The 11808-nt window shown below is 37.7% G+C and carries 10 protein-coding genes; 8 read left to right on the top strand and 2 right to left on the bottom strand.

Features of this window, described 5'->3' with window-relative positions:
* Positions 1–8 precede the first annotated feature (8 nt).
* Genes B5D25_RS00990 through B5D25_RS00975 form a run of 5 tightly spaced genes read left to right on the top strand, consistent with a single transcriptional unit; the run spans position 9 to position 3427 of the window.
* On the top strand, positions 9–1199 hold the full coding sequence (locus B5D25_RS00990; protein ID WP_078785877.1) for a phosphopentomutase: 1191 nt from the start codon (positions 9–11) through the stop codon (positions 1197–1199).
* A gap of 52 nt (positions 1200–1251) precedes the next feature.
* Positions 1252–1389: a hypothetical protein gene (locus B5D25_RS12805; RefSeq protein ID WP_159444042.1), complete on the top strand. Its 138-nt coding sequence runs from the start codon at positions 1252–1254 to the stop codon at positions 1387–1389.
* On the top strand, positions 1383–1556 hold the full coding sequence (locus tag B5D25_RS00985; RefSeq protein WP_078785876.1) for a chorismate--pyruvate lyase: 174 nt from the start codon (positions 1383–1385) through the stop codon (positions 1554–1556). Before B5D25_RS12805 ends, B5D25_RS00985 begins: the two co-directional genes overlap by 7 nt.
* A 35-nt stretch (positions 1557–1591) precedes the next feature.
* Positions 1592–2773: an acyltransferase family protein gene (locus B5D25_RS00980; RefSeq protein WP_078785875.1), complete on the top strand. Its 1182-nt coding sequence runs from the start codon at positions 1592–1594 to the stop codon at positions 2771–2773.
* Between the two features lie 45 nt (positions 2774–2818).
* The gene (locus B5D25_RS00975; protein WP_078785874.1) at positions 2819–3427 is read left to right on the top strand and encodes a 5' nucleotidase, NT5C type; all 609 of its coding nucleotides are present in this window, start codon (positions 2819–2821) and stop codon (positions 3425–3427) included.
* A 153-nt stretch (positions 3428–3580) separates the two neighbouring features.
* Here B5D25_RS00975 and B5D25_RS00970 read toward each other — a convergent pair whose 3' ends face one another.
* Complete coding sequence (locus B5D25_RS00970; RefSeq protein ID WP_078785873.1) at positions 3581–4402, bottom strand: CPBP family intramembrane glutamic endopeptidase; 822 nt, start codon at positions 4400–4402, stop codon at positions 3581–3583.
* Between the two features lie 308 nt (positions 4403–4710).
* Here B5D25_RS00970 and B5D25_RS00965 point away from each other — a divergent pair, with 308 nt between their 5' ends.
* A complete protein-coding gene (locus tag B5D25_RS00965; RefSeq protein ID WP_078785872.1) occupies positions 4711–5817 on the top strand; it encodes a CobW family GTP-binding protein in 1107 nt (368 codons plus the stop codon).
* A gap of 14 nt (positions 5818–5831) precedes the next feature.
* Here B5D25_RS00965 and B5D25_RS13270 read toward each other — a convergent pair whose 3' ends face one another.
* Positions 5832–5888 carry a hypothetical protein gene (locus tag B5D25_RS13270; protein WP_143000627.1) on the bottom strand — a complete coding sequence of 19 codons (57 nt, stop codon included), beginning with the start codon at positions 5886–5888 and terminating at the stop codon, positions 5832–5834.
* Between the two features lie 60 nt (positions 5889–5948).
* Between B5D25_RS13270 and B5D25_RS00960 the strand changes: the two genes are divergently transcribed.
* Entirely contained in the window at positions 5949–6383 is a 435-nt protein-coding gene (locus B5D25_RS00960; protein WP_078785871.1) for a hypothetical protein, read from the top strand.
* A 79-nt stretch (positions 6384–6462) separates the two neighbouring features.
* Positions 6463–11778 (top strand): DUF4132 domain-containing protein, encoded by a 5316-nt coding sequence (locus tag B5D25_RS00955; RefSeq protein WP_078785870.1) that lies wholly within the window; start codon positions 6463–6465, stop codon positions 11776–11778.
* Positions 11779–11808 lie beyond the last annotated feature (30 nt).

Raw genomic sequence — 11808 nt, 5'->3', positions numbered from 1 at the left:
GTATAAATATGAAAAGGGTTATTTGGATAGTATTAGACAGTGTAGGAATGGGCGAAGCACCGGATGCGGCTGATTTTGATGATTTAGGAGCTGATACCATAGGACATATAATGGAGAAATATCCGGATCTCAAGATACCGAATCTTCGCAGTATAGGATATGGAAATATAGACGGAATCAGTGGCGTCACGCCGGTTGAAGAGCCTCTTGGTTCATTTGGAAGACTTAGGGAGCTTTCAGCAGGAAAAGATACAACCATCGGACATTGGGAAATGACGGGAATTCATACACCGGAAAGATTTCCTACATATCCTGATGGATTCCCTGAGGATATAATAAATGAATTTATAAAAGAAACTGGAGTTCCCGGAGTTTTAGGTAACTGTGTTGCATCGGGAACTGCGATAATAAATGAACTCGGTGACGAAATGAAGGCTAAGAAAATGCCGATAGTGTATACATCGGCAGATAGTGTATTTCAGATAGCATGCGACGAAAGCGTCTATTCACCGGAAGAATTATATGAGATGTGCAGGGTGGCAAGGAAAATACTTGTCGGTCCACATAATCTTGCCCGCGTTATTGCAAGACCTTATATTTTCGATGGAAAAGAATATGTAAGAACATCCAACAGAAGAGATTTTTCAAGAAAGCCGGATGAAGTAAATCTTTTAAATATGATAAAAAATGCAGGGCAGACAGTTTATGCTGTAGGTAAGATCGAAGATATATTTGCAGGAGTGGGAATAACAGAGGCTGTTCATACAAAGGATAATGAAGATGGTATGGATAAGACACTTGAAGCCCTGGATAAAGTCGGAAACGGACTTATTTTTACCAATCTTGTGGAATTTGATTCAACATGGGGACATAGACGTGATGTCGAAGGATATGCCAAGGGGCTTGAAGCATTTGATATAAGACTTGGTGAACTTATGAAGAAGATGGGCTCATTTAACGGTGAACCATCAGATGATATTTTGGTGATAACCGCAGATCATGGATGTGATCCGACATTTAAAGGCACGGATCATACAAGAGAATATGTTCCATTTTTGATTTACGGAAGTTCGGTAAAGGCCGGAATAAATCTTCATACTTCCACTTCATTTGCAGATAGCGGTGAAACCGTCAGAGAATTTCTTGAGATACCTGGAAAACTTCCGATAGGTGAAAGTCAGTTATCAAAGATAAGTTGAAATAAAAACGGCATATCTTGAAAATGTTAAACCTAAGAGTGCTGAACTTGTTGTGGATGAGATGCTTGCAATACGTGCGGAGATAGAAAGCTGGAAAGCCAAGAAAGAAAGCATAGAAGCGAACGGAAGATATAATGAGATTCTAAATGAAGGTCTTCTAAATTATGATGCGGAGGATGAGATATGTTAGAAAGTATTGAATATACAGTTGTAAGGATAGACGGCGATTATGCACATTTGAGAAATGAAGCAATGCCGGATGAAGAACCGAAATGCGTCGCAAGAGCTCTGCTTCCGCCTGAAGTATCTGAAGGAACAAGACTTTTATATGAGATGTTTCAGTATAGTGTGATCTAGGAGTTTTGTTATAGATAATTGTGGGGAGACGCAAAATGAATCCGATCATTTTATGGTATATAGCATTAGCTGTGTTACTTTTTTGGGGAACTAAGATATGTAAGAGAAAAACATGGAATGAAGGAAATATGTCACTGGAGCATACAAAATGCTTTTTGGGATTTTGCGCAGTGATAGTAGTATTTCATCATATGGCCCAGAGAACCTGCGCCGGTTGGCTTAATCCAAGGTATATAAGACATGGACTTGATACATTTCTTACCGCGGGATATCCGATGGTTGCTACATTTTTCTTTTGCTCCGGATTTGGTTTATATAAAAGCTTAAAGACAAAGCCGGACTTTCTGAGGAGATTTATCCCGGTCAGGATAATACCAATACTTGTTCCGACGATGCTGACTTTATCTGTTTATCTTTGGCTGAGACATCTTAGAAAAATCCCTTTGAGATATGATAATCCTTTTCAGGTAAACGGTCATGAAACCTTACATCCGTATGTCTGGTATGTACCGGCAATAATCACGATGTATCTGATATTTTACATAGGGTTCAGACTTTTCAAAAAGGATTGGGCCGGAATTTTAACAGTATTTCTGGGACTTGTAGCATATACGGTTTTCTGTATAAAGTTCCGTTACGGCACATGGTGGATCAATACGCCGCATATGTTTCTTGTGGGTATAATAACTGCGAAATATGAGAAAAAAATTTTTGAAAGCTGTAAAAAGTTTTATGCCTTAAAGCTTGGGATAGTTATTATTTTATGTCCTATCCTTATCCATCTTGTAAATAATGCGGGAGAGATGTATTTCAAAAAATTCCATCATCCTTATAATTATATTTACGCTTACAGGGCTAACCTTTTCACATGTATTTTTCAGGTGCTTTATACATTCTGTTTTGTAGCATTATATTATCTTTTAAGTATGAAACTTAGGATTGGAAATAAAATGCTGAGTTTCCTTGGGAAATTCACACTTGAACTTTACTTGACTCATGGAATTTTTATTCATATGTTTGGGTACTATATGATCTATGAAGGCGTTAAACCTATTCATTATATAGAAAATATGCCGCTATTTGTTCTGGTGGTAATGGGGCTGTCGATACCTGCTGCATTTATCCTGAGTTTACTTGATAAGCAAATAGGAAAATTATTAAGACCAAAGAATAAAAAGAAAAACGGTGAAATAGAACCTAGAACAGGTGAAGAATAAAATATATAATAAGACCAAAATAAAGACGAAAAACCAGAGGTTGATATGAATATTTACGTAGATTTTGATGACTGTTTATGTGAAACAGCAAGACATTTTTCAACTCTTGTAGCTGAGTGCTTTGATAAATTTGTACCATATGAAGATATCAAATATTTTAATCTTAAAGATGCATTTTCTCTGACTGACGAGCAGTATGTTAAGCTTATGGCGGAGGGGCATAGACCCGAGGTCCTTCTTTCTTATGATGAGACACCCGGGGCGGTTAATGCTATAAATAACTGGATCGATGAAGGGCACGACGTAAATATAATCACCGGTCGTCCATTCAGTTCATATGAACCGTCAAGAAAATGGCTTGATGAACATGATCTTAAGAGGGCAAAATTATATTGCCTGAATAAATATGCCAGAGACGGATTTATCAATAAAAATGATTTTAGTCTTGAGATTGAGGATTATAAAAAGATGCATTTTGATCTTGCGGTTGAAGATTCTCCGGCTGCATTTAAATTCTTTGATCATCTTTCGGATCTTCAGGTCGTTGTTTTTGACAGACCATGGAATTCATATTGTGATCTTCCGGGAGATAATTATCATCGCTGTAACGGCTGGGAAGCTGTAACAAAATTTTCTGACACTCTCAAGGTTTAAAGGGGCAGCGGGAAAACTCAAATAAGTAAATAAATATATCTGAATGGTGTGGATATATTTAATAGGCCGGTCCCTGAGGACCGGCTTTTTGATTATTAAAAATCAGCGTCACTCAGATTCAGTCATGTGCTGATCAGTTACCGTAGTTATCATTTACTCAGCCTCAGCATCAAGAATCGGTTTGAGTTTGCTGTCTCTAATGAGGAAAAGGCCGACTAATACGGCAACTGTGGCTATAATAATTGATTTGATGATCATTCCGGAACCAAGCCATTCGCCGATAAGATTATCTATGTCATCTCTATTTTCAAAAATACACGGATATAACATCAGGCTTAGATCGAAAAGGAAATGAAGGATTATATTTCCCCAGAGATTTCCGGTTCTTATATAGAGAGCTGCTAAGAAAAAGCCGATACCCACAGCATAAATTATCTGAGCATATATGGCTGTAGCATTGGTGGCACCCTTTAAATTAGTTAAATGCATCAACCCGAATATGACAGATGATAAAGACATAGCTAAAATACAGGACTTTTTGCTTTTGCCGAATGCCTTTTTGAAAAACGTGAGAAGCAGACCGCGAGTGATCAATTCTTCACGGATTCCGGCGCCGATAAATAAGGAAAGCAGGAAAGACAAGATTGCTGTACTCTTCATTTTCGGAGAGCCGTAATCATTTATTCCTTTATAAATATTTGTGATCAAATAGAATGCGGTTATTGCAGTCATTGCGCCGCCTATAATAAATGTTGATCCGAAGCTTTTGAATGAAAATGCAAAGATTTTTTTCTGCCCGAAGGCGATGATTATAGCAGTAAGAATGGTTATGACAATACCTAGATATATAAAATCAACATAGGGAGAATTATCAAGATTAAAGCATTGTATTATTCCGGATGGCAGTAGAAACATAAGAACAAATGCTAAGATAATTCCTCCTATATATTTTCGTATACTCAAAAAAATACTCATTTTAATGTCTCCTTTATTGATTGCTTATTCATGTGAAATATTTTCTGAATATATGCCGCGCAACATATATTGCTCATAACACTATTCTATAAATAGTGTTATTTGCGAAAGATATTATATATGGAGATGGTGGTTACGAAAAACGAAGTTTACATTATGTTTAGATTAAAAATGCATTAAATATGGAAATAACAAAAAGTGAAAATGCAAATGATTTGCAAAAGTATTGACAATAAAATGATTCATATCTATAATAGGCAATTGAAATGCAAATGATTTGCAAATTTGCTTTGATAAGGAGAATGAATATGTCTACAAAAGAAGTTCCTATAGTTATAATAACAGGTTATCTTGGATCGGGAAAAACAACCCTTATGCAGAACATCCTTAAGCAGGAGAAGCGTAAGATTGCTTTGATAGTAAATGATATGGGAAGCATCAATATCGATGCATCTATACTTAATAAAACAGGAAACCGTGTCGCACAGATCGAGATGGTTGAAATGCAGAACGGATGCATCTGCTGTACACTTCGTGACGAGTTTATGGCTGAGATCGAGAGACTGTCTGCTGATAAAAGTATTGAGGCTATATTTGTTGAAGCATCAGGAATCAGCGAGCCATCATCCATCGCCGGCGCATTTTTAAATTATGAGGAAATGACCGAAGATACGAGAGTATATCTGAAGAGTGTTGTATCGGTTGTTGACGTTGACAGGATTTATAAAGAATTTCTCCATAGCCTTACATCCGATTCGGATGCAGAAGAGGGCGATGTTATCAATCTTATTATGGATCAGATAGAGTTCTGTAATCTTATGATACTCAATAAAACAGACCTCTTGACCAAGGAACAGCTGGTCGAAGTTAAAGAAGGACTTAGAGGAATTCAGCAGGAAGCAGAGATGATCGAATGCGTAAATGGCAATGTAGATCTTGATATAATTCTAGACAGAGAGGATTTTGACTTCGAAGAGGTTGAGGCATATAGTGCAGTTCAAAAGGCGCTGAACAATTGCGAGCATGATGACGAAAAAGCATGTGTTGATGAATACGGCATTTCGTCATTTGTATTTGAAGAAAGAAAACCTTTCAACAGAGAATCATTTAATAAGTTAGTGGACAATTATCCGGAAGTATTGATAAGAACCAAAGGTTATATATGGTTTTCTGATGATTGGAATCATGTACAGCTGTTTGAACAGGCAGGCAGAAATGCATCGATCACAGAACTTTCAGAGTGGATTTCAGCATGGCCGGACGAAGAAATGGATAAGGTTTTGGCGGATTTCCCTGATATTAAAGATGATTGGGATGAAAAATACGGAGATAGATGCAATCAGGTCGTATTTATCGGAAAAGGTTATGAGAAAAAAGAAATAGTTAAATTATTATACGATTGTATAGAAGACTAATATGGTTCAGCATTTCATATAACGTGAAATGCTGAATTTTTTATGAACAATATAGTTTGATTGTTTTTAATTCACCGGTATGATGATAAAATTATCTATGTGCAGCTTTATTCATAAGGTATGGAGGCGTTATGGAGATAAATATCAATATCAAAAATATGGGTAAGAAAGGAAGAAGGATACAACCGGTTCCTTTTGAGTATGAGAAAATACCATCGACAGCAGAAGAATTGATAGAAGAAACTGTCAAAATAATGGTGAATAATTTTATAAATAGGCAGAAATGGTCAGAGGAAGGACATGTTCCGGATCCGTTAACGGAAGAACGAATAAAGTCTATGGCCGAGATAGGTAAAGTTGCATTTGGATATGTCTATAATGATAAAAAACCTGATATGAAGAAAGCGGTTGATACAGCTCTTCTTGCATATGAAGATGGGATGGTAAGATTATTTATTAATGGGGAAGAAGTGGAATTTAAGAAAGAAGGAACGTCTGTAAGTCTCGGTGAAGGGGATGAAGTAACATTTGTCAGGCTTGCCATGCTGGCGGGCAGGATTTGGTAAGTATATTTTGGCGTTGCATATTTATTTTGCAAAAATGTGAGTTTAAGTATGTTAAAGCAGAAAGAAGGGGATAAAAGATATGACAGAAGATGAACGTAGAAATATCGGATATGCAGTGAGTGAAAAATTTCAGAAAGAGGATAAGAAAATAGAATCCAAGTTTTCGAAAAATCTTTATGAATTTTTGCATGGAGGAATTCGTAGATATGAAGTTGATGGCAAATATGTCATTAATAAGCTTGGAAAAGAACTAAAAGAACATCTTGTTGAAGGCGGTAAACCTTCGGATTATTTCAAGAAGAATGTTAAAGAACTTACAGGATATATTGATAAGGATCTGATTCCATATATGTATAAATCCATGGACTCAGTTGATGATTGGCAGCTTAATTGGAACTCATATTACAGACAGTCATTTAGAAATAAGGGAGTATACTCAGATTATTTCGTAAGACTTTCAGAAATCGTAGAACATTACAGATTTGTGACCAATATAATGAATTATGACGCGGGGAAGAAGTATAGCCTTGCGGAAATCATCACACAGAAGGTATCTGAAAATCTTGGAATCTATCTGAAGAATTATGAATGGGAAAGAAAAAAGGTTTTATATTACCTGGCGGCTCTTCTGGACGAAGAGAATCCAGAAGTAGAAGATGCTATAGAAGGCATATTCTATAGAGATGAGGGGATAATGGATGTTTCCTATATCCGTGCCATGGTAATGAGCCATAACAAGAAAATATATGAGATCCTTGGAAAGACTCTTCTTGCTGCAAAGCTTTCGGAGGGACTTCGTCAGGCTATCTGTGAGAATATAGATTTTGGTACGGCGGACGCATTTAAATACATGCTTTCCATAATAAATGATAATAATCTGATAAGATTTGCTTCTGTAAAAAGAGCAATCATGACATTTACAGGGCTTGGAGCTTATGGTACTAAAGATGTGGACAGAGTAACGGCTAAGGAACTCGGTCTGATCGTTGATGCCTTAAATGATGATAAGGTCATAGAGGAATACTTGAAGACTGAGGATTCCATGAAGATATATATCGGACTCTGGGCTTCAGGCAGTGTTAATATCACTAACTCTTTTGAAAGAGCATATAAGCTATGTATGGAAGGTACAGATCACCAGAGAAAGACTGCATGCTTCTTCTTGAAGAATATAGAATATCGTGGAAGCCTTCAGAATTATTCAAAAGAAATAGTTAAGAAGTTCAAAGAGGATAAAGAGACACTTGCTCTTATATTCAGTAGATTCATGGGGGGCACCGGAGCTGCGATAATGAGTACGATTTATCCGGGAAACAGCAGTCGATTTAATTGTAGAGATGAATATAAGAAGAAGGTTTATGCTGATTATACGGAGTATTTCGAGAATGAGCAGGAATGCCGCGAGTTTTACGATCTGTTAAAGGGATGTTTGGATGAGATTCCAAAGAAAGGATATAGCTTTGAACCATCTGTATTTCCTTGGAATAAGGTAGAACTTAAGCGTAGTGATATAGCAGTACGTATGATATTCTGTGCCAGCGCGTTAAAAGATAAGGAACTTATCATACAGTCGACTGAGCTGATCAAAGATGTTACAGGTGGATGGGATGGTAATCGTACGGATGCACTTGAACTCCTTCTTAGAGAGCCTGATTGTCCTGAACTGCTTAAGGCGTTAACTAAGGAAGTTTCAAATGCAGATACTGATGCAAGAAATTATGCGTATATGCTTCTGAAACAAGAACTGGAAGCTGATAGAACCGCTCTGGGTGGAGAAATGGCGACTAAGGCCGGAAAGCTGCCTGAGTTTTGCTACGACATTTTAGAGGATCAGCTCCGTTCAAAGAGAGAAGATATAAGAAGCCATGTTATAGAGCTGATTTCAACTCGTGGTCCGGAGGAAAAGCTGGAAATGCTGGAGAGACTCTTCAAGGACGGAAAAGAAGAGAGGGTAACAGCAGGACTTGATATCATAATACAGCTTAAAAAGGATGATGATGTTATATTTTCAGCTGCTGCAGAGAAGATAAAACTTATAGAGAAACCGACGACAAAGGAAAGTATTCTTATAAATGAGATTCAGGGCGATAAGAGTGGAGGCCACGTAGAGCAGGAAGCCTTCTATGATGAAAAGGCAACCTATACACCAACTCTTGATTCCGACTATATAGTTTTTGTAGTTGAAAAGTACTTAGAACTCTTCCCGGGTTCAGATATTGTTAAGGTTCTGACTAAGGGAGATATATTAAATGACAGTGAAAAGGCTGCTGTTAAGAAGGTTAAATCATCAGGCGATATAAAAGAGAAGCGACTTTTAGAATTAGTTGAAAAACTTAGTCAGCTTATTGATGATAATAAGGATAGAGAATATCAAGGCTGGGATGGACCACAGCTTCTTGGTAATGGCCTTGAAAGAGAATATATTAATGGTAAGTATGGAAATTATCCATTCTTAGATCTTTGGGATGATTTTAAGGAAAAGAATAAGATAACAGACAGGGAGATTCAGGCTATCTATACCGCTTTTCAGCTACATTCAGATAGAGATGAGGTAAATGGATACAGAGAATTTTTCGACCCAATGCTGGACCGAATGTTCGGTCTATATCTGGATAGTAAAAAGCTGGATAAATTTAAGTATCTGGGGCAGATGTATCACATCTTTGGATGTTATTATGGTCAGTCTGAGATTCCAAAGAACAGGATGTACTATTCGGCTGCAGCAGCTCTTTATCTGCTCAGCTGTAAGGACGAACTTGTATATAAGTATAAAACAGATCAAATCGTAGATGAGTGGAGAAGACGAGGAAAGGACAAAAATGAGGAATATTTGAAGCATATTCTTCTCTACGATTCTGTTAAAACTATTCTGATTGGTTTAAGAGGTGATATCAGGAATTATCCTATAAATCATATCTTTATGGATAAGATATACCTTCCTGCGCTTGAGGATGGTTCTCTGGAAACAACCATTTACGGAGGAAGAAGCTATAGCTATGAGCCGCTGCAGTCTATAGATTTTATAAAAGCAGCCGCCGCTGGAGTCATAAGCAAAGATTATATGTATAAGATGTTTCTTAGTGAGAGATATATTGCAGATTCTATGAGAACTATTTCCTCGGTCATAAGATTTGTAAGAGAAGCCAGTATGAATGTTGCAACCAGGAACAGAACTTATTCATGGCATACGCATGAACAGCGCAGTTATGTTCAGACACTTCTGGACATAAATCTCGATGAACAGTCGGTGGAAGACTTAAATGAAAAGCAGCAGAAGACCATGGAGATTGTGGACGAAGCTTACAAGAATATAAGTGACCTTATACTTGGAACTGAGCTTGTTCGAGGTGATACGGAGACGGAGTATTCAAAGTATATATATAATCTATCAAGAGTATATGGCGTAGAATACCTGGTAAGAATTCTGTCTGCTCTTGGAAAAGATACACTGGACAGAAATACATATCATTATACGGGCTACTGCTATAATAATGTATCTAAGAAGGAAAGTCTCTCACACCTTCTGTCAGTTTGTATTCCGGATCCTAAGGATGGAACAGTAGAAGAACAGACTAAGAAGCTTAAGAAACTTGTGAAAGAAACTGACATTGGTGAATCCCGTCTTATTGAGGCAGGTCTTTTCAGTCCTGAGTGGCTTCCTATCATAGGACAGTACCTTGGATGGGAAGGTTTCACATCAGGATGTTATTACTTCATGGCGCACATGAATGAGAACTTTGATGATAAGAGAAAGGCTGTTATAGCTAAGTATACACCGCTTACTCCAGAAGAACTAAATACCGGTGCATTTGATGTAGACTGGTTTAAAGAAGTATATGAGAAGCTGGGCAAGAAGAGATTCGATGCTATATATAAGGCAGCTAAGTACATTTCCGATGGTGCAAAACATTCCAGAGCCAGAAAGTATGCAGATGCTGCAAGAGGTGAAATGGATGCTGAGAAAACGGCTGCAGAGATAGAATCTAAGCGTAATAAAGACTTACTTATGGCTTATGCTCTTATTCCGGGTAAGAAGGATGAAACTGTGAAGAAATATCAGTTTATTCAGAAATTCCTGAAGAGTTCTAAACAGTTTGGTGCCCAGAGAAGAGCCAGCGAGAAGGCGGCATCTGAAATGGCTGTAAAGAATCTTGCTAAAGTTGAAGGCTATGATGATGAAACAAGATTTATCCTTAAGATGGAAAGGGAAATTTCGTCAGAGCTTACGGGCTTCCTTGAGCCACATGAAGTAGGCGAATATGCAGTATGGCTTGAACCTGATGATTCAGGTAAGGTGGCACTAAATGTGGAAAAGGCCGGCAAAAAGCTTAAGTCAGTTCCTGCTTCCCTTAAGAAGGATGAATATATAGTTGATATAGGTGAGGCAAAGAAGACCTTTACTGAGCAGTATAGAAGAACTAAGCTCATGATGGAAGAATCCATGGAGGGCGAAAATGAGTACTATGTCTCTGAGATACTGGATATGGCTAAAGATCCTGTAATAGGTAAGCTTGTTGGAAGACTGCTCTTTAAGAAGGGAGACTTCTTTGGATTCCCTGAAGATATTGAGGCAGAAGGCTTTAAGGGTACAGATACAGTGATCGTGGCACATCCTTATCATTTATATGATGCAGGAAGATGGCACGAGTTCCAGAAGTTATGTTTCGATAGACAGATCAAGCAGCCATTTAAGCAGATCTTCAGAGAACTTTATGTCATGACTGATGAGGAGAAGAATCTGACAGAAAGTAGAAGATATGCAGGCAATCAGATTAATCCAAAGCAGACTGTCGGTGCACTTCGTAATAGGAGATGGATTGCTGACGAGGAGAACGGACTTCAGAAGATTTATTATAAGGAGAATATCATTGCAACTATTTATGCGCTTGCAGATTGGTTCTCTCCAAGTGATATAGAGGCTCCGACTCTTGAGTGGGTTGCTTTCTACGATAGAAAGACATTTGAAAGAAAGCCTATATGTGAGATTCCGGATATCATTTTCTCAGAGGTAATGAGAGATGTGGATCTTGCAGTAAGTGTGGCTCATGCCGGACAGATCGATCCTGAGATGTCTCATTCTACCATCGAGATGCGTAAAGCTATCGCAGAGTTTGTAGTACCTATGTTTAAGCTGGACAATGTTACATTTACAGATTCTCATGCAATCATCAAAGGTACGAGAGGAAATTATACCGTACATCTTGGAAGTGGTGTTATCCATCAGGAAGGCGGTCCTATGATAAATGTGCTTCCTGTTCATTCTCAGAGCAGAGGACGTATATTCCTTCCGTTTGTGGATGATGATCCTAAGACATCTGAAATCATGTCGAAGATCATATTCTTTGCAGAGGACAAGAAGATAAAAGATCCTTTTATACTTGATCAGATAGTCTGATGTGAGATGTATATATACTTGAAAAGTTTA

This window comes from Eubacterium ruminantium, from assembly GCF_900167085.1.
GTDB lineage: Bacteria > Bacillota > Clostridia > Lachnospirales > Lachnospiraceae > Eubacterium_Q > Eubacterium_Q ruminantium.
This window is presented reverse-complemented; position numbering and strand designations above follow the sequence as displayed.